Consider the following 26,352-nt stretch of genomic DNA (forward strand, 5'->3'; position numbering starts at 1 on the left):
CCCGCGCCGATGTAATCGGCTTTCGCCAGATTACATGTCCATGCCCATGCCGCCCATGCCGCCGGGCATGCCGCCAGGCATCGGAGCATCTTCCTTCGGCAGTTCGGCGACAGCTGCGTCGGTCGTCAGCAGCAGGCCAGCCACCGATGCCGCGTTTTGCAGCGCCGTGCGCGTCACCTTCGTCGGGTCGACGACACCGGCTTCCACCAGGTCACCGTACTCGCCGGTTGCCGCGTTATAGCCGTAGTTGCCCGTACCTTGAGCAACTGCTGCCACCACGACCGAAGCTTCTTCGCCGCCGTTCGTGACGATCTGGCGCAGCGGCTCTTCCATGGCGCGCAGGACGATCTTGATACCAGCGTCCTGGTCTGCGTTCGCGCCCTTCAGCCCGTCGATCGCCTTGCGTGCGCGGATCAGCGCAACGCCGCCGCCTGCCACGATGCCTTCTTCCACAGCTGCGCGCGTTGCGTGCAGTGCGTCTTCGACACGTGCCTTCTTTTCCTTCATTTCGACTTCGGTCGCAGCGCCGACCTTGATCACCGCAACGCCGCCGGCCAGCTTGGCCACGCGCTCTTGCAGCTTTTCACGGTCGTAGTCCGACGTCGCTTCTTCGATCTGCTTGCGCACTTGCTTCACGCGCGCTTCGATGTTCACGGCTTCGCCAGCGCCGTCGATGATCGTCGTGTTTTCCTTGCCCACTTCGATGCGCTTCGCCTGGCCCAGTTCAGCCAGCGTTGCCTTCTCGAGCGTCAGGCCGGTTTCTTCCGCGACGACTTGACCGCCGGTCAGGATCGCGATGTCTTCCAGCATGGCCTTGCGGCGGTCGCCGAAGCCCGGAGCCTTGACAGCAACCGTCTTCAGGATGCCGCGGATGTTGTTGACGACCAGCGTAGCCAGCGCTTCGCCTTCGACGTCTTCAGCGATGATCAGCAGCGGACGGCCAGCCTTCGCGACTTGTTCCAGAACCGGCAGCAGATCGCGGATGTTCGAAACCTTCTTGTCGTGCAGCAGCACGAACGGGTTTTCGAGGACGGCGACTTGCTTGTCCGGGTTGTTGATGAAGTAGGGCGACAGGTAGCCGCGGTCGAATTGCATACCTTCGACGACGTCCAGCTCGTCTTGCAGCGACTTGCCGTCTTCGACGGTGATGACGCCTTCCTTGCCGACCTTGTCCATCGCTTCAGCGATGCGCTCGCCGATCGACGTGTCGCTGTTCGCCGAGATCGAGCCGACTTGCGCGATTTCCTTGTTCGTCGTGCAGGGCTTGCTGATCTTGCGCAGTTCTTCGATTGCTGCAGCCACGGCCTTGTCGATGCCGCGCTTCAGGTCCATCGGGTTCATGCCCGATGCGACGTACTTCATGCCTTCGCGAACGATGGATTGCGCGAGCACGGTAGCGGTCGTGGTGCCGTCACCTGCGTTGTCGCTGGTCTTGGAAGCAACTTCCTTGACCATTTGCGCGCCCATGTTCTGGAGCTTGTCCTTCAGTTCGATTTCCTTCGCGACCGACACACCGTCCTTCGTGACCGTCGGGCCGCCGAAAGAGCGCTCGAGCACGACGTTGCGGCCCTTCGGACCCAGCGTGACCTTGACCGCGTTGGCCAGGATGTTCACGCCTTCGACCATCTTGGCGCGTGCGGAATCGCCAAAAGTGACTTCTTTAGCTGCCATATCCAAACTCCTTGATTCGATTCGGTTTGCTGGCTTCGCTGCGGCGCTCGGAGGAGCGGCTCAGGCAGACGAAGCCGAACGTGCAGGAAGGATGCTTACTTGACCAGAACGGCCATGATGTCTTCTTCGCGCATGACGAGCAGTTCCTGCCCGTCGACCTTGACGGTCTGGCCAGCGTACTTGCCGAACAGAACACGGTCGCCGACCTTCACGTCGAGGGCGATTTGCGCGCCCTTGTCATCGCGCTTGCCCGGGCCGATGGCCAGGACTTCGCCTTGATCCGGCTTCTCAGCGGCTGCTTCAGGGATCACGATGCCCGATGCGGTCTTGGTTTCCTGGTCCAGACGTTTGACGATGACGCGATCGTGCAAAGGACGAAGGTTCATACACACTCCTCTCTTGATTGAGACTGAAAACGCGGGAAAACCCGTCCTTTGAGAAGGATCTCGCCGGACGGCAATCTTGTTAGCACTCTCGTGCAGTGAGTGCCAATTATATGGAGCGACTTTGACAATTTCAAGGACGCAAAGGCCGGGAAAACGCTTAAGCAGCTTGACTCTTGAAAAACGGCACTGCGTCCATAAGCGGAAAACCGGATCAATGGAAACCAAAAACCGATTGACAGAATTAATGCCGATTCGACAAAAGTGATTTCGTCGGATTAGGGTTTTTCCTAGGTCGTCCGGAGCCTAGACTGCATCTCAACGACGAAGCAACGGAAAGACACACACTCCGCCGCGACGTTCCTTAAAACAGCATCCGGAGGTCATCATGTTCAAGTTCAAATCAATCGTTCCCGCCATCGCCATTGCAGCCGTACTCGCCGCGCCGGCTTTCGCGCAAGCGCGCGAAGACGGCCCTGCCACCCGTGCGCAAGTGCGCGCCGAGCTCGTTCAGCTCGAACGCGCCGGCTACAAGCCGATGGCCGATCAAGCCACGTATCCCGCCGAGATTCAGGCTGCCGAAGCGCGCGTGGCCGCGCAACAAAGCGCATCGAACGCGTCGTTTGGCGGCGTGAGCGATGGCGCGTCGGCATCGGGGAAACCGGCGCGCGTCGGCTTTTTGAGCCGTATCGTCCGTCCCGCCGCCGATGCCAATCCGGTCGACTTCAATCGCCCGTAAGCGAAACGCAAAGCGGCGCGCGACGCCGCATCCGACGAAGCCCGGCCTCGCATGCCGGGCTTTTCGCTTGCTGAAGGAACTGAGACCTATGCTTTTTCGTCGGTGATACCGCTGGCACTACAATCTTCACCTGCCTCCCTTCGTTCCTCTCGCTCTCCGTCTTAAGCCGCTCATGTCATCTCTCGCATCGTCGCGTCTCGTGTTCGTGTCGCTCGCGCTGACCGCCCTTGTCGGGTGCGGCGGCCGCGCCGCCACCACGCCGAGCTATCAGCAGGAGCTGTTCAGCACCGGCGTGAGCCCGTTCGCGCACAATTTCGACGCCACCGTCAACGAAACCTGCGAGGCCGCGCGGCGTGCGCTGCTGTCGCAAGGTTTCCTCACGACGATGGGCCAGCCCGACACCGTCGACGCGACCAAGAATTTCCAGCCGAGCGCCGAAACGCACGTCGTCGTCTCGTTCCACGTCGTTTGCACGCCCGGCGAAAACGCGACGAACCAAAGCATCGCGTACGTGAACGCCGTGCAGGACGGCTATGCGCTCAAGAAAAGCGACACGTCCGCGAGCGTGGGCTTGAGCGTGCTCGGCTCGCTGTCGCTGCCGATCCGCTCGAACAGCGACGCGATGGTCAAGATTTCCAGCGAGACCGTGCCCGCCGGCAAGTTCTATGACCGCTTCTTCGGTCTGATGGGCCACTATCTGAACACGGTGCCGCGCAGCGCGCCCGTCGCCGGCGACGAAGTGAAAAGCAAGCCGCTCGCGCCGTCGATCATCGTGAGCTCGCCCGAGCTGACGCCGACGCCGATCGTCGTGCAGGCGCCCGCCGCCGCGACCGCGATCCAGAGGCCGAATGCCGATGCGGCTGCGGCTGGCGCATCGGACGTCCCGGCGGCGTCGGCGGCCGCAGTGCCCGCGGCCACCGTGACGCACTGAACCGTCAGTTCGGCACGTTGACGATGCCGCCCGCCACCGAGATCGCGTTCGCGCCGGGATCGGTCGCGATGGGCGGCAGATTCGACGTCGTGAGGGCGGGCGCCGAACCCGCCTTGCCGCCGCGCGCGACCGTCCGCACCACCTGCGACGGCGGCAGCGGCGCGTTGTTCTTCAGGTGGTTCCACATCAGGTTGAGCGCCTGAATGTCGTAGTAGTGGACCGGAATGAAGCGCGTGTCGAAGCCTGCCACGCTCAGGAACGCGTCGAAGTGCTGACCGTTCGTGATCTCATACAGCGAAAGCTGGCTCTTGCTTCCCTCCGCCACGCGATTCGCACCCAGATACGGCCGCGACGCATGATTGATCGGCACGAGCGCATCCGCCCGGCCCTGCACGATGATCGCGGGCTTGCCGCGAAGATTCGCGTTCACGCGGATCGCATTGACGCTGCCCGCCATCGTCGCGTTGCCGTTCGTCCATAACGCGCGCAGGCAGGAGGCGCCCGCGTAGCTGGCATCGGGCGTCGCCAGCCGATGATCCGCCGCGCCCGTCGTTCCCGCGTTGTAGACCAGGTTGATGCCGTTGGTCGGCGGCACGCCGTTGCCGTTGCCGAAGATCGTCGGCATCGGCGAGACGAGCGGCGTGACGCCGGCCGCGCCCGTCGCCGCGCTGGTCGTGCCGAAGCTGAACTCGCAGAGATTGTCGAGCACGCTCGCTTTCATGTACGCATCGGCGTAAGTCACAGCGACGGCCGGGACCGCCTGCGAATCCCACATCGGCGCGTGCAGCGTGTCGGAATCGCTCTCGTAGCCTGCCTGATGCAGACGGTTCAGCGCATCGGTCGCCTGCTCCGTCGTCGTGCCGCCCGAGACGAAGCCGTTGGCGGCAAGCGTCGCACAGCGCGCCGTGCGGATCGCGTTGGTCGTGGCGGGCAGAAGCGTCGTCAGATACGGCGCGCCTGCCGCAGCGGGCGCGAGCGCCGCGCACGGCTGCAGCAGGTTCGCGAGCGTCATGTAATCCGCGAGCGGCCTGCCGAACGAGCCGACCGGCACGCCGCCCTGCCGCACCGAAACCTGCGACGGCAAATTCAGATTGATCTGCGGCTCGCCGACGACGACCGCCGTGATCCAGCCATCGGTGTCCTGTTCCGCCGCCGCCAGCGATGCGCCGCCGCCGTTGCTCACCGATGCCGCGATCGTCGTGATGCTGCCCTTGCTGTAGCGCACCTGATGCGTCGATCCGCTGACCGGCCCGAACATGTCGTTGAGCGCCCAGTACGCGAACTGGATCGCCTGCAGCGTGTTCTTGCCCCAGTCCTGCTCCGGGTTTTGCTGCGAATGCGCGTGCTTGTACGCGTAGCGATTCGGGAACGCCGAATTGAACGACGACAGCGCCGACGCGCTCACGTTCGCCTTAAAAATCGCCTTGGTTCCGGCGATGTCCGCACTGGCGAGCGTGCCGTCGATGAGCGTCACGAGCGTCGTCGAAATTTCCTGCGCGCCGTTGCCGCTGCCCTTGTCCGTGTAGGCGACCGCGCAGCCGCGCTTGAGGCCCCACTCGCCCGCCGCCGAAATCGCACCGTAGACGCCGCGCGATCCCGATGACGTCGCCGTGACGATGCACGGCTGGTCTGGATTGAAGCTCGTCGGGATCTGCACGAGCAGGCTCACGTTCTGCCTGCCGCTGCCATCGTCCGCGTAGGCGATGTACTCCTTGCCCGCGATCTTGCCTTCGCCGAGCGAGTCGTTGCCGTTCAGATCGACATTCGGCCCCCAGAAGCGGCCGTAGCCGCCGTTCGCCGACATGTCGACGAGCGCGCGGTAGTTCGAATAGATCGCGAGACGGCGCAATTCGGCTGCCGTCGGCGCGGCGGGCTTCGCGAACGTCGGCGCGGTCGCCGACGCGAGCCCCGTCTTGCCGAGACCGGCCGTGAGCAAATCGTCGGAGACGCCGTCGTAAGTCTGGGTGTTGACCGAGCCCGAGATGAAGCTCGGCAAGCTGTTGGCCGGCTGGCCGCCGCCGCCGTTGTCGTCATCGCCGCCGTGGCATGCGGCCAGTGTCGCCGCCGCCAGCAACGCCAGCGCGCCGAGCGCGGCCGTTCGCGGCACATCCTGCAAAGCCTGCAACCTCGGGAAACGCGCGAGTCTTTTCATTTGAATCTCCGCCATCGGTTCCGATTGAGTGATGCGATTTTCAAGCGATCGACAATGCGAGTATCGCGCCGATCGAACGCCAGTCACAGCCGATTTCACGCGCGCCGGCTGCAAAAGCTCCAAACGACAACGGGCCCCGGCGGCGACGCCGGAGCCCGTTCAAACGCCCGCCAGACGAGCGAAGCTTGCGGCATCGCGAGATGCCGCCCACTGCCTGTGATGCGTGTTATTGCCCGCCGCCTTGAACGCCGAGCGTAATCTTGTTGGAGACCGACTTCACGCCCGGCACGCCCTTCGCGACTTCTTCGGCCTGAGCGATCTGGCCGCCTTCCGGCACCGTGCCGGTCAGCGTGACCGCGCCGCTGCGCGCGCGCACGAACACGTTCGACACGTCGAAGCCCTGTGCCTTCGACAGCGCGCGGCGCACGTCGTAGCCGAGCTTGCGGTCGGTTTTCTTGGTCGCGGATTTCTGAGCCTTGGCCGCCGCTGCCGAGTCGGTGCTCGTGGCCGCCGCGTCGCTCGATTGCGCATAGGCGCTCGATGCCACGGCCACGCACACCACCACGCCCAGCGCCTTCAACAGATCGACTGCTTTCATGATTTCTCCTTTTGTTTCGCTTGTTGACTTCGCACAGTTGCTACTTCGCTCGTTTTGCACTTCAAAAGCGGGCCGCATTCCCAGCGGCTGGGCAACGACATCGAGCGGCTGACCGTGACCGCGCGCGCCCGGCGCCTGAAACTGACGCGGGAATAGCGGCGGCAAGCCGGCGGATGCGGCTCACGGTGCTGCGAGAGACTGGCGATCGAAACAAATCACGGCCGGTTTTTTCGGGCGATGACGCCCGCCGGCTCGAATATGACCTGCCGCATGGCGCCTGCTTGGCGGTCCGCGAACCCACATTCCGGGCTGCGGCGCGCGAGGAGCCTTGTCGTGCGGCGGCGAACGTCAATTTAGCCCAGCGCGGCCATTAGCGCAAAGCATTTAACAATGCGGCCATATGCGACGCCGTTCGCAAGCAACAGCGCGCGCGCTTTCTACACACGCCTGTCACACGGCGCGCCGGGCCCGCGGTCATCCGGGCGACGCGCGATCTCATGTACCATCGACGCCATGCCGGCCGTCCGGACGCGCCGCTCGCGCGCCTCGCCGAACACGTTCGGGCAGACGTGGGCGCATCGCGATCGGGTAAGCTCGCACGCACGAAGTTTCAAGATTACCGACGAGATGACCCACCCTTCAGGAAACAATCCGGGCCACGATCCGGACGTCCCGCCCAAACGCAAGCCCCTGCCGAGAATCGGCGCGCGCTTCGTCGCGATCTCATGGCGCGATCTCGCGCTCACCTTCGGCCCGATCCTGCTCGTGTGCGCGGCCGCGCTCTATGCCGCCGTGCGGCTGATCCAGCCCGCGCCGCCGAGCACGCTGACCATCGCCGCCGGCCCGAAAGGCAGCTCGTTCTGGACGAGCGCGCAGAAATACAAGACGATCCTCGCGCGCAACCGCGTGACGCTGAACATCCTCGAGACGCAAGGCTCGCTCGATAACCTGACGCGCCTCGAAGACCCGAAATCGAACGTCGACGTCGGCTTCGTGCAGGGCGGCCTGACCAAGCCGGGCGCGACGCACGACAATCTGGAATCGCTCGGCAGCGTGTCCTACGTGCCGCTCGCGGTGTTCTATCGCGGCGCGACGGTCGTCAGCCGATTGTCGGAGCTGAAGGGCAAGCGGCTCGCGATCGGCGCGGAGGGCAGCGGCACGCGCGTGCTCGCGCTGAATCTGCTGAAGGCGAACGGCATCGAGCCGGGCGGCGACACGGAACTGCTGCCGCTCGCCGGCGACGAAGCCGCGAAAGCGCTCGAAGACGGCCAGATCGACGCAGCCTTTCTGACCGGCGACTCCGCGCAGCCGCCGACGATGGCGAAGCTCCTGCGCACGTCCGGCATCCGCTTCATGGATTTCGCCCAGGCCGACGCCTACGCGCGCCGCTTTCCGTATCTGACAGAAATCGACTTGCCGATGGGCGCCTTCGATTTCGCCCGCAACCTGCCGCCGCGCGCGGTCCACATGATCGCGCCGACCGCCGAACTGGTCGCGCGCGACAGCCTGCATCCGGCGCTCTCCGATCTGCTGATCGAAGCCGCGCGCGAGGTGCACGGGCGCGCGAATCTGCTGCAGCGGGCGAACGAATTCCCCGCGCCGCTCGTGCACGAATTCCGCATCAGCGACAACGCCGAGCGCTATTACAAATCCGGCAAGAGCTTTCTGTACCGTTCGCTGCCGTTCTGGGTCGCGAGTCTCGCGGATCGCGTGCTGGTCGTGCTGGTGCCGCTGATCGTCGTGCTGATTCCGGGCTTGCGGCTTGTGCCGGGACTGTATCGATGGCGCGTGAAATCGCGCATCTACCGCTGGTATGGCGCGCTGATTGCGATAGAGCGGGAAGCGATCAGCGGCCCCGACACCGCGCAGCGCGACGCCCTGCTCGACCGCATCGACGCGATCGAAACGGCCGTCAATCGCATGAAAATGCCGCTCGCGTTCGCCGATCAGTTCTACGTGCTGCGCGAGCACATCGGTTTCGTGCGGGAGCGTCTCGCGCACGCGCCGGTCGCCCCGGCCGACCAAACCCGCGCGCGCGACATGGCGCAACAGCATGCGGCCGGTGTCGTTCGCCAAGCAGACACGGAGCAAGGCAGCACGTAATATCTGTTGGAGAAACGTTAAAAAAGGATGCGACGCCGCGCGCTGCATCCGTCATGCAGGACACGACAAAAAACGAACAGATGCGGCTCAGAGCGCGCCGCCGCGCGAGCAAAGCCACGGAATCTCAGGGAGAAGGGAACATGAGTGCCCCGCATTCGACCAGCACCGGTCATCCGTACTTTTTCTTCGACTTCATATCGCCGTTTTCGTACTTGCTGCTGGAGCAGCATGAGAAGTGGCCCGACATGCCGTTCGAGCTCGTGCCCGTCCAGTTGATGAAGCTGCTCGACCGCTGGGGCCAGCCGCACGCCGCGACGATTCCGTCCAAGCGCGTCTTCACCTACCGGCACGCGCTGTTTCGCGCGGAGCAGCTCGGCATTCCGTTCAAGATGCCGCCCGCCCATCCGTTCGATACGAGCAAGGCGCTGCGTCTTGCCGTGCTCGCCGACGGCGACATCGCCCGCGTGCGCGAAATCTTCCGCTACATCTGGCGCGAAGGGCGCGATCCCGCGACGCCGGAAGGCTTCAAGGCGTTGTGCGAGCACGTCGGCATGCCGGAGGCCGTGACGCGCATCGAGGATGAGGACGTCAAGGCGAAGCTGCGCGACAACAACGACCGCGCCGTAGCGATGGGCGTGTTCGGCGTGCCGACTTTCCTCGTCAACGACCAGATCTTCTGGGGCGAAGACACGCTGCCGATGGTGCTCTACGTCGCGCGCTCGCCGAACTGGCTCGACGGCGCGGAAGTGAAGCGCATCAGCGCGCTGCCGATCGCGCCGAAAGACGCCGATTTCAGCTGACGGCGGCCGGATGGCGCACGCGCCTATGCCGTGCATAGCGCGCCTGCTATGGCGTCAAAATTGGATAAGCGGTTTACTTCGGCTTTAGGGCTCGCGAGTTCGCGCCCGCGCGTCCTGAATTCACTTGCTTGCCATGAACGATCCCGCCGACTCACTCGACATCTGGCTCATCCGCGTGCTGCGCACCTTGCTGCTGGAGCGCAGCGTGACGCAGACCGCGCAGCGGCTGAACCAGACGCAACCGGCGATCAGCACCGCGCTGCGCCGTCTGCGCGAGATCCTGAACGACCCGATTCTCGTGCGCGGCAAACAGGGCATGGTGCCGACCGAATACGGCGAATCGCTGCTCGCGCCCGCGCAACGCGCATTGCGCGAAGTGGAATTCGTCGCGACGCCGCACGGGGATTTCGACCCGCGAAGCTCGCGCCGCACGTTCCGCGTGGCCGCGCCTGATTATCTGAACGATTTCTTCATGCCGACGCTCGTCGCCGCTTTTCGCGACGCCGCGCCCAATGCGCGTCTGGAGATCGAGTCGCTGAATCCGATGCGCGATCACGAGCGCATGCTCGACGAAGGCGAAATCGATCTGATGGTCGCGAACTGGACGAAGCCCGAGCCGCGCTTCGAACGCCAGGATCTTTTCAGCGACGTATTCGTCTGCCTGATGCGTGCGAATCATCCGCTCGCGCGCGAACCGCTGACGGCGGAACGCTACGCGCTCGCCGCGCACCTCGCGCCGACGCCGTATAGCGGCGGCCGGCGTCATCCGATCGACATCGGGCTCGCGCGCGCGGGCATCGAAAGGCGCATCGTCACGACGATTCCGTACTTCGGCCTCGTGCCGCAGGTGCTGTTGCAGTCGGACCTCATCTTCACCGCGCCGCGCCGCTTCGCGCAGCACTATGCGGCGATGCTGCCGCTCGCCGTGCTCGATTCGCCGGTGCCGTTTCCGCGCATCAAGTGCTACCAGCTTTCGGTGCCGCAGCCCGATCAGCCGACGGACATCGCCTGGCTGCGCACGCTGATGTCGACCGTTTCCGACTCGCTCACGGGCCGGAAGCAAGTCGCGGCGGCGGCATCGGGCGATGAAACCGCCGAACTGGGCGAAGCGGCGAAGTAACGCACGCGCGGCGGGACTTCGGTACTATCCGAACGACACCTTCTGCCCGCCCGCTCACATGGATGCTCTCGACAAACTGATTCAGCTTGCGAGCCTTGCCGGCGCGCTCGATCTGCGCTGCCTGCTGCGCGGCCCGCTGGAACTGGATCACGCGCCCGCGCCCGCCGGCGAAGCGGTGTATCACGTCGTGCTCGACGGCGCGTGCACCGTCGTGCGCAAAGGTCACGCGCCGCTCGAACTGACGGCGGGCGACATCTTCTTTCTGCCGCGCGGAGACGCGCATGTGCTGAGCATCAAGGCGCGCGAAGGCGGCTCGTCCAAAGTCGAGATGGAAGCGCGCGACAACGGCGCGGTCACGGTAAGAAGCAATTGCGGCGGGCAGCCGCCGGGCGTGGACTTGCTGTGCGGGCGCTTTCTCTACGCGCCGCGCGCGCTTCTGATCGACGTCCTGCCAGATGTCGTGCACGTATCGTTCTCGAACGCGTCGGCTTCCTATCTCGCGCCGCTCGTCCAGACGATGCGCCGCGAAGCGGAAGATGCGCAACTGGGCGCGCCGTCGATCGTCACGGCGCTATCGACCGCGCTCTTCACGATGGTGCTGCGCGCGTGGCTCGACGGACAGCCGTCATTGGCGGGCGTGCTCGGCTTGCTGGCGAACCGGCGGCTGGGCGCATCGATCATCGCGATGCTCGAGCGCCCCGCCGAACCGTGGACGCTGGAGATGCTCGCCAAGGAAGCGGCGATGTCGCGCGCCACGTTCATGCGCGCGTTCTCGGCGCATTCGGACAGCTCGCCGCTCGCGTTGCTGAGTCACGTGCGGATGCAGCTCGCCAGCACGATGCTCACGCATACGAAAAAGAGCATCGCGGATGTCGCGGCCGATGTGGGGTATCAGTCGGAAGCGGCGTTTTCGAAGCGGTTCAAGGAGCTTTATGGCGTCGCGCCGGGACGCTTCAGACAGACCAACGGCATCGCTTGAAGCGTCATTGTGGCTCAGGCGGAAAGATGCGCTGCGTTCACCGCCGGCGTTCCGAACCTCGCCGTCATCTCCCGCACGCGCAGCAGTTGCGCGGCAACGGCGAGCCCGATCGACCACGGCGCCTTGTCGACGATCCCTTCCACGCCGATCGGACACGTGATCTCCGGCAGCCGGTCCGCCGCCACACCACGCTCCATCAATCGCCGCTCGAACTTGACGCGCTTCGTCTTCGAGCCGATCAGCCCGAAGTAAGCGAAGTCGTCGCGCCGCATGATGCGTTGCGTCAGCGAAAAGTCGAGCGAATGATCGTGCGTCATCACGATGAAGTACGCGCCCGGCGGCGCTTCGTCGACGATCGCGTCGGGCAGATCGGTCGCTTCGATCTGCACGTTCGCCGGCACTTCGTCGGGGAAAAGTTCGTCGCGCGCATCGACCCATTGCACGACGCACGGCAACGTGCCGAGCACCTTCACGAGCGCGTGGCCGACGTGGCCCGCGCCGAACAGGACGACGTGCATCATGAGCGCGCGCTCCTCACCGCATTCACCGCCTTCAGGATTTCTTCGGCCGTCGCGGGCGCGTTGAGCGGCGGATTGATCTTGTGATCGCCGACAGCGGAAACGGCATCGCGGATCGCGAAGAACACCGAGAACGGCAGCAGCAACGGCGGTTCGCCGACGGCCTTCGAACGATGGATGCTGTCCTCCACGTTGCGATTCTTGAAGAGATCGACGCGGAAATCGGCGGGCATGTCGTTGGTCGTCGGAATCTTGTAGGTCGACGGCGCGTGCGTCATCAGCTTGCCGTTGTCGTCCCACCAAAGCTCTTCCGTCGTCAGCCAGCCCATGCCCTGTACGAACGCGCCTTCCACCTGGCCCTTGTCGAGCGCCGGATTCAGCGACGCGCCCACGTCATGCAACGCATCCGCGCGCAGCACGCGCATTTCGCCGGTGAGCGTGTCGATCACCACTTCCGACACTGCCGCGCCATACGAGTAGTAGTAGAACGGACGGCCTTGCATCGTCGCTGCATCCCAGTGGAGCTTGGGCGTCGCGTAGAAGCCGTCGGACCACAACTGCACGCGCGCGAGATATGCCTTCTGGACGACTTCGCCGAACGGAATGGCATCGTCGCCGACGATCACGCGGTCGTTCGCGAAGCGCACTTGCGCCGGCGTGACGGTGCCGCCGCCGAACTTCTCCGCCGCGAACTTCGCGAGCCGCTCGCGCAACTGGCGCGCGGCGTCCTGCGCGGCCTTGCCGTTGAGATCGGTGCCGGTCGATGCCGCCGTCGCCGATGTATTCGCGACCTTGCTCGTATCCGTCGCCGTCACGCGCACGCGCTCGAAGTTCACGCCGAGTTCGTGCGCAACCACTTGCGCGACCTTCGTGTTCAGGCCCTGGCCCATTTCGGTGCCGCCGTGATTCACGAGCATCGAGCCGTCGGTGTAGATGTGAACCAGCGCACCCGCCTGGTTGAAGTGCGTCACGTTGAACGCGATGCCGAACTTCACCGGCGTCAGCGCGAGGCCCTTCTTCAGGATTGCGTTGTTCGCGTTGAATTCGTCGATGGCCGCGCGGCGCTTGCGATACTCGCTCGTCTCTTCGAGTTCGGCGATCAGTTCGTGGATGACGTTGTCCTCGACCGTCTGGCCGTAAGGCGTCTTGTTGTTTTCCGTCTTGCCGTAGAGATTCGCGCGGCGCACGTCGAGCGAATCCTTTCCGACCGCACGCGCGACGTTATCCAGAATGTATTCGATCGCGAACGCGCCCTGCGGCCCGCCGAAGCCGCGAAACGCGGTGTTCGACTGCGTGTTGGTCTTGCCGCAATAGCCTGCGATCTTCACGTCCGAGAGCCAGTACGCGTTGTCGAAATGGCAGACGGCGCGCGTCATCACCGGGCCCGACAAATCCGCGGAGAAACCGCAGCGCGACGTCATGTCGACGGACACGCCTTCGATCTTGCCGTCATCGTCGTAGCCGACTTCGAAGTCGTACACGAAGTCGTGACGCTTGCCGGTGATCATCATGTCGTCGTCGCGGTCCGGACGCAGCTTGACCGGGCACAGCAACTTCCATGCGGCGAGCGCCGCGCAGCACGCGAAAATGCCCGACTGCGATTCCTTGCCGCCGAATCCGCCGCCCATGCGACGGCATTCGACCAGCACGTTATGCGAATGCACATTCAGCACGTGCGCGACGAGATGCTGCATTTCCGTCGGATGCTGCGTTGAGCAGTAGACGTGCATGCCGTCGTCCTCCTTCGGCACGGCATAGGCGATCTGGCCTTCGAGATAGAACTGTTCCTGGCCGCCGAGCTTCATCGCGCCGCGCTCGTGATGCGCGGCTTTCGACATGCGGCTTTCGGCGTCGCCGCGCGCGAGCTTCAGCGGATTGAGCACATACGATTCCGCTTTGCGCGCGTCTTCGGGCGTGAGAATCGGCACGAGGTCTTCGAATTCGATGGTCGCGCGACGCGCCGCCAAGCGCGCGGTATCGTGCGACGTCGCGACGACGATGAACATCGGCTGGCCGACGAACTGCACGATGCCCTGAGCCAGCACCGGATCGTCGTGGATGATCGGGCCGCAATCGTTCACGCCGGGAATGTCCTCGGCGGTGAAAACGGCGACCACGCCCGGCGTCGCGCGCACGGCGTCGAAGTTCATCGACACGATCTTCGCGTGCGCCTTCGGGCTCGTGCCGAGCGCGGCGTGCAGCGTGCCCGCGACGAGCGGAATGTCGTCGGTATAGCTCGCGCGCCCGCTCACGTGCAGATGCGCCGACTCATGCGGACGCGATACGTGGACCTGCTTGAAAGCGTCGATTTCGTTCGCGAGCGACTGAGCGTCGGCGATGAATGCTTCTGCTTGCTGATTCATGTTCTTTTGCTCCTTCGCTTACTTCGCTTCGACGAGTTCGATTGCGCGCACATCGAGCTTCGATTTGTCCAGCGGATCGTGCGGGCGCGTCTCCAGCCAGAAGCGATACAAGAGGCTCTTTGCGGTGTCGAGGCGATAGTCGCTGCTCGCGCGCATGTCGGTGAGCGGCTGGTAATCCTTGGAAAGCGCGATCATCGCGGCCTGCGCGGTGGCTTCGTGCCAAAGCGCATCGTTGAGAATGGCTTCGGCGTGTTCCGCGCGCTTCGGCGTCGCGGCCATGCCGCCGTAGGCGAGGCGCGGCTCGCGGATCGTGTCGCCATCGGCGATGAAACTGAACGCGGCGTAGACGGCGGAAATATCGGAGTCGAAACGCTTCGACAGCTTGTACGCGCGGAACTTAAGGTTCGCGCGCTTGCCCGTGCGCGTCGGCACGCGGATCGCGGCGACGAACTCGTTCTCGCGCATGTCCTTCTTCTGATACGCGATGTACAGATCCTCGAGCGGCATCTCGCGCAGACCATCGACGCTTTGCAGGACGACGCGCGCATTCAGCGCGATGAGGCCGGGCATCGAATCGCCGATCGGCGAGCCGTTCGCGACGTTGCCGCCGAGCGTGCCGGCGTTGCGGATGGGCAGCGACGCGAAACGCAGACGCGTCTCTTCGAGTTCGGGATAGAGCTTCACGAGTTCGTCGTACGCGCGCTCGACCGACACGCCCGCGCCGATCTCGATCCATTCGTCCGTCGTCTCGACGCGCTTGAACGAGTCGATCTGCCCGACATAGACGATATCGCCCAGATCGCGCAACTGCTTCGTCACCCACAAACCGACGTCCGTGCTGCCCGCGAGAATCCGCACGTTCGGGTTTTTGTCCTTGATCGCGGCGAGCGCTTCGGTCGTGCGCGGCGCGTCGAACTGGCGGCCGGCGTGCTCGTAGTGGAACGTGTCGTCGCGCTTCAGGCTTTCGAGCGTGCGCGCGAGCGCCGGCACGTTGACGGGCGCGAGCGGCGCGCGGTCGAACATCTGCTCGGCAGCGTCGATGATCGGCCGATAACCCGTGCAGCGGCACAGATTGCCCGTCAGCGCATCGCTGATCTCCTGGCGCGAGGGCTTCGTCTTCTCGCACGTTCCCGGGCAGCCGGTCGTCGCATGACCGTGCTTTTCGTAGAGCGCGAACATCGACATCGCGAAGCCGGGCGTGCAGAAGCCGCATTGCGAGCCGTGACAATCGACGAGCGCCTGCTGCACCGGATGCAGCGTGCCGTCCGGCTGGCGCAGGTCTTCGACGGTGAAGAGCGCGCGGCCGTCGAGCGTCGGCAGAAACTGCACGCACGCGTTGACGGCCTTGAACGCGACGCCGCCCGCGCCGTCCGGCTCGCCGATGACGACCGTGCACGCGCCGCAGTCGCCTTCCGCGCAGCCTTCCTTGGTGCCGGTGCAGCGCGCGTCTTCGCGCAGATATTGCAGGACGGTGCGCGTCGTCGACGCGCCGCTCACTTCCTGGATCGCGTTGCGGTGATAGAAGCGGATCGGCTCAGTCATGGATGTCTCGGGGCTCTTCGATGCTTTTTCGCTGGTTGCGCGGGATGCGCAGCCGGTGGCATTCGCGATTTCGGACCTTTTCAGATTAGTCCTGTCGCTTCGATGGTTCAAAAGCTATCACCGCCAAAATCGATAACCCATAGGCGGCATTGCATGAACGACATATTCTTCGTCCGATATGTGCTGCGAGCCTTATCCAGCAAGGCCTGCGTCGGCGGCGCCCGATGACTCGGACAGGCGATTTGTCCTAGCTGGTTACAAAACGACTGCGACGTTGCGCCGCAACATATGGGACAATCACGCCTTCGCGCCGAATTCAACCCCGCAATTTCCCTATGTCCACCGAGTCCCGCATCAAGCCGCAAAGCGACTTCGCCGTCACGCTGCGGATTCTGCCCGTCGTGCTGTACACGTTCCTTTGCTACCTGACGATCGGCATTCCGCTCGCGGTGCTGCCGGGCTTCGTGCACACGGATCTCGGCTACGGCTCGGTGATGGCGGGCGCGGCGATCAGCGTCCAGTACTTCGCGACGCTGCTGTCGCGGCCGCTGGCGGGCCGCACCGCCGATACGCTCGGCCCCAAGAAAACCGTGCTCTACGGTCTCGCGGCGTGCGCGGCAAGCGGCGTGCTGCTGCTCGCCTCGGCGCTCGCCGCGCAGTGGCACGCGGTGAGTCTCGTGCTGCTGGTGATCGCGCGGCTCGTGCTCGGCTTCGGCGAGAGCTGGGTCGGGACGGGATCGATCACATGGGGCATCGGGCGCGTCGGCGTGAACAACAACGCGAAGGTGATTTCGTGGAACGGCATCGCCACTTACGGCGCGCTCGCGATCGGCGCGCCGCTCGGCGTCGCGATCGATCATTCGCTGGGATTCGCGTCGCTCGGGCTGATCGTGATCGCGCTCGGCGGCTTCGGCTACTGGCTCGCGACGCGCATGGCGAGCGTGCCGATCGTGCACGGCGAGCGCATGTCGTATCGGAGCGTGTTCTTCCGCGTGTTGCCGCACGGACTGGGACTCGCGCTCGGATCGGCGGGATTCGGCTCCATCGCGACGTTCATCACGCTTTACTATGCCGCGCACAACTGGCCGAATGCGGCGCTTTCGCTTACGGTGTTCGGCACGATGTTCATCGGCGCGCGGCTTCTGTTCGCCAACACGATCAAGGCGTATGGCGGGTTTCGCGTGGCGATCGTGTCGTTTGCGTTCGAATGCGCGGGTCTGCTGATGCTGTGGCTCGCCGCCGAGCCGACTTTCGCGCTCGCGGGCGCGGCGCTGACCGGCTTCGGATTCGCGCTCGTGTTTCCGGCGCTCGGCGTCGAGGCGGTCGGGCTCGTGCCGCCGGCCAGCCGGGGCGCGGCTTTGTCGGCGTATTCGGTGTTTCTCGATCTGTCGCTCGGGTTGACCGGGCCGCTCGCTGGGTATGTCGCGGGTGAGTTGGGGTACGGGTCGGTGTTTCTGTTTGCCGCGCTGGCGGCGGCGGCGGCGGTGGCGTTGTCGGTGGCGCTTTATATGCGCGGTGGGCGTGGGGTGGGTGGGGCGGCTACGGCTTGAGCTCAGTGCTTTCGTAGCGTCGCGTTGCGTCGGGCGCGTTTTACCGGGTCCCGTTTTCGGGTCGGTCGATCGGCACTGCCCCTGTGCGGGGCGCACCTGATTTCTTTGCCGTCGACCAGAGCTAGCGCTTTAGCGCTTACTCTGGTCCTGTGCAAAGAAAGTAGCTTCTCAGGCCCGCGGTCACACGCACGTTGGGTAGTACTCTCGTCCCAGGCGGCACTCGCCTAAGTGTCGCCCTCAAAGGACCAACCGGGCTTGAATCGCGCACGGTCTGTCTCATCGCGCCGAGCCACCGGATCAGCACGAGTTGGCTCCGGCCCGCTGCGCCGGCTACGGCGTCGCCCTTTACGTGCCGGCTTTCGATCCGTGTAATTGCAGCCCCAGCGCCTTGACCACTTTCAGGATCGTGCCGAAGCTCGGGTTGCCATCCTCCGATAACGCTTTATAGAGTCCTTCCCGGCTGATGCCGCTATCGCGCGCCACTTGCGCCATACCCCGCGCGCGTGCGATCACGCCCAACGCATGCGCGATAAACGCCGGATCGTCGCCGCCTTCCTGCAGACACGCATCGAAGTATTCAGCGATATCGTCTTCCGTTTGCAGATGTTCGGCCGAATCCCACGGCCGCGTCTTGATTCTGGCTGACGTCATCATTCACTCCATGTTCAGATGTCGAAGCATCGCGTGAGCCGATTTGATGTCTCGTTCCTGCGTCGACTTATCGCCGCCACACAGAAGAATCACGAGGACATCGCCGCGCTGCACGTAATACACGCGATACCCCGGCCCGTGATCGATACGCAACTCGATAATGGGATGCCCGGCAGAATTCGTATCGCCGGGATTTCCCAACGCGAGCCGGTCGATTCGGACCTGAATGCGGCGCTTCGCAATCCGGTCCTTCAGCGAGGCGAACCAGTCGTCGAAAACCTCGGTCGTGCGGATGTTCAACATCGTTGATCGTAGTCCATGGTTCACAGCGTGTAAACCACAGTTCACACGACTAAATTGAAGCAGGCGCGCCTTCCGGCCTTGCGAGTCTCACCAAGATAAGAAACAGAACGCCCCTTCGTCTTCAGCGTTTGTCTTAAAATCCCCGCTTGGCCCATTAGCGTCCGCTTTATGAACCCGACCTCGGAAGACCGCTGGCGCGATTTGCGCCCGGACCCGGACAGCGACACTCCGCTCTACCTTCAACTCGCCCGCAAGCTCGCCAACGCTATCCACGACAATCGCTGGAACGCAGGCGAAGCGCTGCCCTCCGAGCGCGTGCTGTCGGAGGCGCTCGGCGTCTCGCGGATCACCTCGCGAAAAGCGATCGCGCTGCTCGTCGAACAAGGGCTCATCCGCCGCGAACAAGGCGCGGGCAGCTTCATCACGCCGCGCTACGAAGACCCGCTCTCGCGTCTGTCGAGCTTCTCCGAAATGCTCCGGCGCCGCGGCTTCAAACCGAGTTCCAAATGGCTCTCGCGCAGCATCGAGCCGGCCAATCGCGAGGAAGTCATCCAGCTCGGCCTCTCGCCCGCCGCGACCGTCACGCGCCTGAAACGCCTGCGTCTCGCCGATGACATCGTCATGGCCGTCGAGAATTCCACCTTTCCGGCGTCGTGCATTCCCGATCCGCAGACCATCGGCGATTCGCTCTACAGCTATCTCGATGCCCGCGGGCTTTCGATCGTGCGCGCGCTTCAGCATTTCCGCGCCGTGAACGCGAGCCCGGAGATTGCCGAGCAGATGGGCATCGCACCACACGACGCGCTGCTGCTCATCACGCGCGTCGGCTACACGGCCGATCAGCGCGCCATCGAGCTCACCGATACCTACTGCCGCAACGACTACTACGACTTCGTCGCCGAGCTGCGAAAGTAACCCGCCCAATGACCGACACGCCCACAGCCCAGACGTCCGACCGATCGCTCTCCATCATGCTGTGGCTCGTCGCCACGGGCTTCTTCATGCAGACGCTCGACTCGACGATCGTCAACACCGCGCTCCCCGCGATGGCGCGAAGTCTGGGCGAGGCGCCGCTGCGCATGCAGGGCGTCGTGATCGCCTACTCGCTGACGATGGCGATGATGATCCCCGTCTCCGGCTGGCTCGCCGACAAGCTCGGCACGAAGCGCGTGTTCTTCAGCGCGATCCTCGTGTTCACGATCGGCTCGCTGCTCTGCGCGAACGCGCAATCGCTGACGGCGCTCGTCGCGTATCGCGTCGTGCAGGGCGTCGGCGGCGCGATGCTCCTGCCGGTCGGACGCCTCGCCGTGCTGCGCGTGTTCCCGGCGGAGCGCTATCTTTCCGCGCTCGCGTTCGTCGCGATTCCGGGGCTGATCGGCCCGCTCATCGGCCCGACGCTCGGCGGCTGGCTCGTGCAGATCGCGTCGTGGCACTGGATTTTTCTGATCAACGTGCCGGTCGGCGTGATCGGCTGCATCGCGACGAACCTGTACATGCCCGACAGCCGCAATCCGGCGACCGCGCGCTTCGATCTGGCGGGCTACCTGCTGCTCGCGATCGGCATGGTCGCGCTCACGATTTCGCTCGACGGACTCGCCGATCTCGGCCTCGCGCACGCGATCGTGATCGTGCTGCTCGTGCTCTCGTTCGGCTGCTTCGTCGCTTACGGTCTGCACGCGACGCGCGCCGCCCAGCCGATCTTTTCCCTCGATCTCTTCAAGATCCACACCTTCAGCGTCGGCTTGCTGGGCAATCTCTTCGCGCGTATCGGCAGCGGCGCCATGCCTTATCTGATCCCGCTCCTGCTGCAAGTGAGCCTCGGCTACACGCCGTTTCAGGCCGGCATGATGATGCTGCCCGTCGCGGCCGCGGGCATGGCGTCCAAGCGCGTCGTCACGCGGCTCATCGAAAAGCACGGTTATCGGCGCGTGCTGGTCGTGAACACGGTGCTCGTCGGGCTGATGATGGCGAGCTTCGCGCTCGTGAGCGCGCATCAGCCGCTCTGGCTGCGGCTCGTGCAGCTCGCGATCTTCGGCGCCTTCAATTCGATGCAGTTCACCGCGATGAACACGCTCACGCTGAAGGACCTCGGCACCGGCGGCGCGAGCAGCGGCAACAGCCTGTTCTCGCTCGTGCAAATGCTGTCGATGAGCCTCGGCGTGACCGTCGCGGGCGCGATCCTGTCGACGTTTACAGGACTGCTGCCGCAGGTCACGGAGACGAACTCGCTGCCCGCCTTCCACGCGACGTTCCTGTGCGTCGGCATCATCACGGCCGCGACGGCGTGGATCTTCGGACAGCTCGCGCCGGAAGTGCGCGCGGCCGCGAGAAAGCCCGACCCGTCCGAATCGAACTGAGAACCCGGACGACGCACCGCGCCGGTGCCCGCACGCACGTTTGGACGGCGCGCGCTCCCGCGTCTGCGGCATGCGAGCTTCAATCCGCACACGAATAGGCGCAACGAAGCGCGCGATACCCGGCGAGCGCCGCTTGGATATTGAATTTGCACGCTTTTTGCTCGAACGGTCGGGTGCCGATCCGGTAAACTATCTCGATAAAGTTACTTGCCCTGCGCCCCGACACCATGAGCATGGTTGATCTCGACCCTCCCCGCTTCCAGCCGCCGCGCCCCGTCGCCGGCGACGATGGATCGCGTCGCACCGTGTTGTACGGCGAGTACACCGTTTTCAGCGTGTTCCAGCCCGTGTTTTCGGTGTCGCACCGGCGCGCGATCGGCTATCACGCGTCCTTGCGCGCGCGCGATGACTCACATCGTCACGTGCCGTCGCACGAGGTCTTCACGCAGGCCGCGCGGCGCGGCGATCTGCTCGAACTCGGCCGGCTCGCGGAATCGCTGCATCTGGGCAACTTCAATGCGTTCGACAGCCACGACGAATGGCTCTTCCTGAGCCTGCACCCCGCCGCGCTGATGGACACGAGCTACGGCGATGCGCTGCTCGCGTCGCTGAAGGACATCGGTCTGTCGCCGCAGCGCGTCGTGCTCGAAGTGCCCGAGCAGGCGGGCGGCGAGACGACGCGTTTCGCTGAAATCATCGATTCGCTGCGCAAGTCGGGCTTTCTGATCGCGCTCGACGGCTTCGGCGTGAAGCATTCGAACATCGATCGCGTGTGGCATCTGCGGCCGGATATCGTGACGCTCGACCGCTGCATCCTTCAGCAGGCGACCGAGCATTCGCATATCGAGCGTGTGCTGCCGCGCCTCGTCTCGCTGCTCCATGAGTCCGGCCAGCTCGTCTTGATGGGCGGCCTCGCGACCGAACGCGACGCGCTCATCGCGCTGGAGTGCAATGTCGATTTCGTGCAGGGCGCGTACTTCGCGCAGCCGAGCGTCGAGGCGGTGCACAGCGAAGTCGCCGCTGGCGTGATGGATGCGTTGTCGGCGGCATCGCGCGAACGCGTCGCTGGCCGCGAACGGGCGCAAGTCGCGCGCCTCGAGCCGTATGTAAGCGGGCTGGAGCGCGCGTCGGTCAAGCTGATGGAAGGCGAGACGCTCACGGCCGCGACGAGCGAACTGCTACAACTCGCCGACACCGCGCGCTGCTTCCTGCTCGATCAGGCCGGGCGGCAGATCGGCGACAACGTCGTGCCGATCGTGCGTACATCGCAGCGCGCGAAGCGCTTCAGTCCGCTGCTGCATTCGGAGGGCGCAAGCTGGGAGCGCCGGCCGTACTTCATCGAGGCGCTGCGCGCGCCGGGGCGCATGCATCTGACGGCGCCGTATCTGTCGATCAACGAGGCGCACCTTTGCGTGACGGCGTCGATCGCCGCGCAGACGCCTTATGGCTTACAGGTGCTGTGCGTCGATATCAACTGGGAAGGCGCGAAGCAGCGGTAGGCTACGCGCTGTTTTCGGATTCCGGACGGAGCAGATCGAAGCCGGCAAGCACCAGCACGCCGGAGAGCACGATGAGCGCGGCAGAATGGCGGCCGAAATAGAGCAATGCGGCGGCCGACCAGGCCGCGAGGCACAAGCCTGCGAAGCGTTTCATGATGGCGATGCGATTTCGATCGTTGCGGCGAGCCGATATTTTAGGCTCGCGCTCCGATGCGCGCAGCGACGGCTTATCGTCACGCACGCTGCGTCACTCTGCTCCGCTGCTTTCCGCGCGTCAGATATCGTCCCAGTCGAATCGACGGCTTTTCGACCGCGTAATATCCCGCGATGCTGACGGGAAGAATCAGCACGGCGGCAATGATCAGCGACATGCCTTGATAGGTTTCGCCAAAATAATGCAGCACGCCCAGCAACACGATGCAATGCAGCAGATACAGGCTGAATGAAATCTCGCCGAGGAAAATCAATGGCCGCGCGGTCAGAAACGCGGCGAACGGCCTGAGCGCAATCGCCAGAACGAGAATGCCGGTCACGGCTGGAAGAATGATCCAGTCGTCGGCGAAACTGCGCAGCACGTCGTTGGATATCGAATGGCGAGTGATCGAACCGACGAGGACGTAAAGGGCGAGACAAATCAGCAATGCGCCGAAAAGCGTTCGTGCGGAATAGGCGCCGAGTTTCGACGAAATGGCTTCGCGATATCGCGCAATCAGGGCGCCGAGGACGAACATCGACATGTAATGGATGGTCGGCATCCATTCGCCCTGAATGCTCGCGTCCAGGAGGGTCCGCTGCAAATGATGGTAATAGCCGAATGCAGCGAGAGAGAAACACATGCTTAGTGCTACGGAAAACCAGACGGGCGTGGCAAATACCACGACGACGAGAAGCGGGAAGATCAGCGAGATACGCATCTCGTAGACGAGCGACCAGAGCACCGGATCGAGCGTGCTGTTGCTGAACGGAATCACAAAGTAGAGGTGATCCAGCAAATCATGCCGATCGATGCCCGCGTGCCATGCCTGATTGACCCATTCGCCGGTCCAGGAGAGATTCGAGCGGTAGAGCAAGCAATACGCGGTATAAGCGGCCAGAACCGCGATCAGATAGGGGATGTAAATGCGGCACACGCGCTTCACGATGAACTCGGCGAAGCCCGGTCTGCTGTCGCCGGTAATCTGCATGGCCAAGGCGAAACCGCTCAGCGCAAAGAACAGGATCACGGCGGAATGCCCTTCGGCGATTGCGCGCCATGGAACGTGCTGCAGCCAATGCGTGAGCGTGATCTGTGAATAGTGACTGAATACGACTGTCAAAGCGGCAATGCCGCGCAGCGAATCCAGTTGATGATAGCGTGTCGTCATTATTCAGCTCGCGTCTGTGTTGGCAAAGCCAACATGGAAATCGGAAGCCGATTGGGCGACCAGAATCCCGTTAGACCAAGTGAGACTTCGACGTTCCCCAAAAATAGCTCACGCCGGACGCTTCAACGAAAAAAGCCCTCTCGCGAGGGCTTTCATTTTGATTGCGGCATTCGGAATTCATTTCGGAATGCGGCAATCCAGTTTCACGCGCGCTTACTTACGCACCGAAATTCTTTGACGCGAAATCCCAGTTCACGATATTCCAGTAAGCCTCGATGAACTTCGGACGCGCATTGCGATAGTCGATGTAATACGCATGCTCCCACACGTCGATGGTCAGGAGCGCCTTCGCGTCCGTCGTGAGCGGCGTGGCGGCGTTGCTCGTCGACACGATATCGACGGTGCCGTCGGTCTTCTTCACGAGCCACGTCCAGCCCGAGCCGAACGTGCCGGTCGCGACCTTGGCGAATTCTTCCTTGAACTTGTCGTAGGAACCGTACTTTGCGTTGATCGCGTCAGCCAGCGCGCCGGTCGGAGCGCCGCCGCCGTTCGGCGACAGGCTGTTCCAGAAGAACGTGTGATTCCATACTTGCGCCGAGTTGTTGAACACGCCGCCCGACGACTTCTTGACGATTTCTTCCAGCGGCAGGTTTTCGAACTCGGTGCCGGGAATCAGCTTGTTCAGGTTCGTCACATAGGTCTGGTGGTGCTTGCCATAGTGATACTCGAGCGTTTCTTCCGACATGTGCGGAGCGAGCGCGTTCTTGTCGAACGGCAGCGGCGGGAGCGTATGTTCCATGATGCGAGCTTCCTTTCTATGTGGATTGTGGGATTGTGTGGCGTCCAGCAGTGGAGCACTGGATTGTAGGCGAGTTGGGATAACCCAGCAAACCGTGTGCTCTTTATGAGCAAGATTGCTTTCCAATCGCCTCACGCGGCGTAAAAAGTGCTCTGAGGAGCCTCGTCAGGCACGTCAAATGTACGCCGATTCCGCGCGCCGCGCCGGGCTCAGAATTCGTCGGACAGACGCGCCTGGACATCGGCGAGCAGCACATCCGCCGATCCTTCCGCGAGATGCACCGTGAGCGGCCGCTTGGGTTTCAATGCGTTCGGTGCACGCACGGCGCGGCCCGTCTGCGCGTCGATCAATGCGGCATAACCGCGTTCGAGTGTGCGCTGCGGGCTCAGCACCTGCAAGCGCGCCGCCAGTTCCGAAACGCACGCTTTCTCACGGTCGGCGCGCCGCTCATGCGCGCTGCCGATACGCTGCGCGAGCCGCAGCAGATGCTCGCGCTCGGCGGCGACATTCGGACGTCTGCGCTGCCAGCGGTAGTGCACCAGCGCGAAGTGCGCGCGCGCATCGCGCACGGGGCGCGCGCCCGCCGCGGCGAGCCGGCTTGCCAGTTGCCGCAGATGCGCGCGCTGCCGCGCCAGCCGTTCCGCGGGGCTCACGAGCCGGCGCGCGAGCCAGTCGAGTTGCTGCGCGCGGCGCTCCATCATCCGGCCGAAGCCGCGCGCGAGCGCCGCATGTCGATGATCGAGCTCGCGCAACAGCAGCACGCGCTGCGGACTGACGAGCTCGGCGGCGGCGGTCGGCGTCGGCGCGCGCACGTCGGCGGCGAAATCGGCGATGGTGAAATCCGTCTCATGCCCGACGCCGCTCACCACCGGCACCGCGCTCGCCGCGATCGCGCGTGCGAGCACTTCCTCGTTGAACGCCCAGAGATCCTCGATCGAGCCGCCGCCGCGGCACACGATCAGCACATCGACCTCGCGGCGCGCGTTCGCGGCTTCGACCATCGCCGCCAGCCTCGCGCCGACGCCCGCGCCCTGCACCGGCGCCGGATACACGACGATCGGCACATGCGGCGCGCGGCGCGCGAGCGTCGTAAGGACATCGCGCAATGCGGCCGCCTGCAACGACGTCACGATGCCGATGCCGCGCGGATGCGAAGGCAACGCGCGCTTTCGCTCGGCCGCGAAGAGCCCTTCGCTTTCGAGCTGCGCCTTCAGCCGCAGAAACGCCTCGTAGAGCCGGCCCTGCCCCGTGCGCCGCACCGCTTCCACGTTGAGCTGCAGTTCGCCGCGCGGCTCGTACATCGTGACAAGCGCGCGCACTTCGATCTTGTCGCCCTCGCGCGGCGTGAATTCGGCGTATTGCGCGCGGCCGCGGAACATCACGCAGCGCATTTGCGCGTTCGCGTCCTTGATCGAGAAGTACCAATGGCCGCTCGCCGCGCGCGTGAAATTCGACACCTCGCCCGATACCCACACGAGCGGAAATGACCGTTCGAGCATCGAACTGATCGCGCGATTGAGCGCGGAAACGGGGATGACGGCATCGCCGCTTTGCGACTGCAGTGAATCGGGAGTCATGGCTGGACGAGAAAAATCTTCAGGCGCGGCGCTGTGCGCGATGGACAAACGCCGCTGAACGAGGTACGCAAGTGTAACAAGTGTCCACACAGAAAGACTTACCGCCGCGTGCGGAGCGGCATCGCCAGAGGCTGGTGAGTTCGTTTCAAGCCGTTGATTCTTCGAGGTTAAATTTTTATGGATACTGTCAGCCCCGGAGCAACTCTTTCCTGACGCGCGATCGCGGTGTGTCGGCTGGAAGTTCTTCACAGAGTTATCCACAGGCGTGCGGAGCGGATGGCGTCGCCCTTTCTCCCGCGCTCCTGACTGGCGCCCACGCCCCGCGCGCGCTAGAGTGCCGGGTTCCAGCACCG

Annotated in this window: 23 protein-coding genes; 10 read left to right on the forward strand and 13 right to left on the reverse strand. The window is 64.1% G+C overall.

The annotated features are described in order from the left end of the window. Positions 1–30: 30 nt before the first annotated feature. Positions 31–1,671 carry a chaperonin GroEL gene (groL, locus tag QCE58_RS12600; protein WP_008342681.1) on the reverse strand — a complete coding sequence of 547 codons (1,641 nt, stop codon included), beginning with the start codon at positions 1,669–1,671 and terminating at the stop codon, positions 31–33. A 95-nt stretch (positions 1,672–1,766) separates the two neighbouring features. Then, the gene (locus QCE58_RS12605; protein WP_006999126.1) at positions 1,767–2,057 is read right to left on the reverse strand and encodes a co-chaperone GroES; all 291 of its coding nucleotides are present in this window, start codon (positions 2,055–2,057) and stop codon (positions 1,767–1,769) included. A gap of 385 nt (positions 2,058–2,442) precedes the next feature. Here QCE58_RS12605 and QCE58_RS12610 point away from each other — a divergent pair, with 385 nt between their 5' ends. Then, a complete protein-coding gene (locus QCE58_RS12610; RefSeq protein WP_034471613.1) occupies positions 2,443–2,793 on the forward strand; it encodes a DUF4148 domain-containing protein in 351 nt (116 codons plus the stop codon). Positions 2,794–2,965: 172 nt separating this feature from the next. Then, on the forward strand, positions 2,966–3,724 hold the full coding sequence (locus QCE58_RS12615; protein WP_250521370.1) for a DUF2242 domain-containing protein: 759 nt from the start codon (positions 2,966–2,968) through the stop codon (positions 3,722–3,724). A gap of 4 nt (positions 3,725–3,728) precedes the next feature. On the opposite strand, the gene QCE58_RS12620 is transcribed toward QCE58_RS12615, so the two are convergent. Both QCE58_RS12620 and QCE58_RS12625 read right to left on the reverse strand, forming a co-directional pair. Continuing rightward, positions 3,729–5,876, reverse strand: a complete 2,148-nt coding sequence (locus QCE58_RS12620; protein ID WP_250521371.1) for a D-(-)-3-hydroxybutyrate oligomer hydrolase — start codon at positions 5,874–5,876, stop codon at positions 3,729–3,731. 226 nt (positions 5,877–6,102) lie between these two features. Continuing rightward, a complete protein-coding gene (locus QCE58_RS12625) occupies positions 6,103–6,474 on the reverse strand; it encodes a BON domain-containing protein (protein ID WP_061162774.1) in 372 nt (123 codons plus the stop codon). A gap of 627 nt (positions 6,475–7,101) precedes the next feature. On the opposite strand from QCE58_RS12625, the gene QCE58_RS12630 reads away from it, so the two are divergent. The 4 genes from QCE58_RS12630 to QCE58_RS12645 all read left to right on the forward strand — a co-directional run bounded on the left by QCE58_RS12630 (position 7,102) and on the right by QCE58_RS12645 (position 11,476). Continuing rightward, positions 7,102–8,577 carry a TAXI family TRAP transporter solute-binding subunit gene (locus QCE58_RS12630; RefSeq protein WP_175980446.1) on the forward strand — a complete coding sequence of 492 codons (1,476 nt, stop codon included), beginning with the start codon at positions 7,102–7,104 and terminating at the stop codon, positions 8,575–8,577. A 140-nt stretch (positions 8,578–8,717) separates the two neighbouring features. Then, a complete protein-coding gene (locus QCE58_RS12635) occupies positions 8,718–9,377 on the forward strand; it encodes a 2-hydroxychromene-2-carboxylate isomerase (RefSeq protein WP_008342696.1) in 660 nt (219 codons plus the stop codon). A 133-nt stretch (positions 9,378–9,510) separates the two neighbouring features. Beyond that, entirely contained in the window at positions 9,511–10,497 is a 987-nt protein-coding gene (locus QCE58_RS12640) for a LysR family transcriptional regulator (protein WP_250435098.1), read from the forward strand. Between the two features lie 58 nt (positions 10,498–10,555). Continuing rightward, positions 10,556–11,476, forward strand: a complete 921-nt coding sequence (locus QCE58_RS12645; protein ID WP_250480654.1) for an AraC family transcriptional regulator — start codon at positions 10,556–10,558, stop codon at positions 11,474–11,476. A gap of 14 nt (positions 11,477–11,490) precedes the next feature. Here the strand turns inward: QCE58_RS12645 and xdhC are convergent, their stop codons facing one another. From xdhC to xdhA, 3 genes are read right to left on the reverse strand one after another with little or no spacing between them, the layout of a single operon-like run. Next, on the reverse strand, positions 11,491–11,997 hold the full coding sequence (xdhC, locus tag QCE58_RS12650; protein ID WP_034471606.1) for a xanthine dehydrogenase accessory protein XdhC: 507 nt from the start codon (positions 11,995–11,997) through the stop codon (positions 11,491–11,493). After that, a complete protein-coding gene (gene xdhB, locus QCE58_RS12655; RefSeq protein ID WP_034471603.1) occupies positions 11,994–14,357 on the reverse strand; it encodes a xanthine dehydrogenase molybdopterin binding subunit in 2,364 nt (787 codons plus the stop codon). Before xdhB ends, xdhC begins: the two co-directional genes overlap by 4 nt. Before the next feature lie 18 nt (positions 14,358–14,375). Next, complete coding sequence (gene xdhA, locus QCE58_RS12660; protein WP_250457458.1) at positions 14,376–15,899, reverse strand: xanthine dehydrogenase small subunit; 1,524 nt, start codon at positions 15,897–15,899, stop codon at positions 14,376–14,378. Between the two features lie 335 nt (positions 15,900–16,234). Between xdhA and QCE58_RS12665 the strand changes: the two genes are divergently transcribed. Beyond that, positions 16,235–17,449: an MFS transporter gene (locus QCE58_RS12665; RefSeq protein WP_175980449.1), complete on the forward strand. Its 1,215-nt coding sequence runs from the start codon at positions 16,235–16,237 to the stop codon at positions 17,447–17,449. A gap of 345 nt (positions 17,450–17,794) precedes the next feature. On the opposite strand, the gene QCE58_RS12670 is transcribed toward QCE58_RS12665, so the two are convergent. Next, positions 17,795–18,100 (reverse strand): addiction module antidote protein, encoded by a 306-nt coding sequence (locus tag QCE58_RS12670; protein ID WP_239295091.1) that lies wholly within the window; start codon positions 18,098–18,100, stop codon positions 17,795–17,797. A gap of 3 nt (positions 18,101–18,103) precedes the next feature. After that, positions 18,104–18,403: a type II toxin-antitoxin system RelE/ParE family toxin gene (locus QCE58_RS12675; RefSeq protein ID WP_239295092.1), complete on the reverse strand. Its 300-nt coding sequence runs from the start codon at positions 18,401–18,403 to the stop codon at positions 18,104–18,106. A 168-nt stretch (positions 18,404–18,571) separates the two neighbouring features. On the opposite strand from QCE58_RS12675, the gene QCE58_RS12680 reads away from it, so the two are divergent. The 3 genes from QCE58_RS12680 (at position 18,572) to QCE58_RS12690 (ending at position 22,259) form a co-directional block, all read left to right on the forward strand. Beyond that, positions 18,572–19,318, forward strand: a complete 747-nt coding sequence (locus QCE58_RS12680) for a GntR family transcriptional regulator (protein WP_008342704.1) — start codon at positions 18,572–18,574, stop codon at positions 19,316–19,318. A gap of 8 nt (positions 19,319–19,326) precedes the next feature. After that, on the forward strand, positions 19,327–20,760 hold the full coding sequence (mdtD, locus tag QCE58_RS12685) for a multidrug transporter subunit MdtD (protein ID WP_241814291.1): 1,434 nt from the start codon (positions 19,327–19,329) through the stop codon (positions 20,758–20,760). A 227-nt stretch (positions 20,761–20,987) separates the two neighbouring features. Next, complete coding sequence (locus QCE58_RS12690; RefSeq protein WP_008342708.1) at positions 20,988–22,259, forward strand: EAL domain-containing protein; 1,272 nt, start codon at positions 20,988–20,990, stop codon at positions 22,257–22,259. Between the two features lies 1 nt (position 22,260). Here the strand turns inward: QCE58_RS12690 and QCE58_RS12695 are convergent, their stop codons facing one another. The 4 genes from QCE58_RS12695 to xseA all read right to left on the reverse strand — a co-directional run bounded on the left by QCE58_RS12695 (position 22,261) and on the right by xseA (position 25,999). After that, entirely contained in the window at positions 22,261–22,413 is a 153-nt protein-coding gene (locus QCE58_RS12695; RefSeq protein ID WP_033537310.1) for a hypothetical protein, read from the reverse strand. Positions 22,414–22,492: 79 nt separating this feature from the next. Further along, the gene (locus QCE58_RS12700; RefSeq protein WP_250521372.1) at positions 22,493–23,623 is read right to left on the reverse strand and encodes an acyltransferase; all 1,131 of its coding nucleotides are present in this window, start codon (positions 23,621–23,623) and stop codon (positions 22,493–22,495) included. A 217-nt stretch (positions 23,624–23,840) separates the two neighbouring features. Then, on the reverse strand, positions 23,841–24,422 hold the full coding sequence (gene sodB, locus QCE58_RS12705) for a superoxide dismutase [Fe] (RefSeq protein ID WP_008342714.1): 582 nt from the start codon (positions 24,420–24,422) through the stop codon (positions 23,841–23,843). Positions 24,423–24,631: 209 nt separating this feature from the next. Further along, on the reverse strand, positions 24,632–25,999 hold the full coding sequence (gene xseA, locus QCE58_RS12710) for an exodeoxyribonuclease VII large subunit (RefSeq protein WP_241814294.1): 1,368 nt from the start codon (positions 25,997–25,999) through the stop codon (positions 24,632–24,634). Between the last annotated feature and the right edge of the window lie 353 nt (positions 26,000–26,352).

Source organism: Caballeronia sp. LZ028 (assembly GCF_031451415.1).
Classification (GTDB): domain Bacteria; phylum Pseudomonadota; class Gammaproteobacteria; order Burkholderiales; family Burkholderiaceae; genus Caballeronia; species Caballeronia zhejiangensis.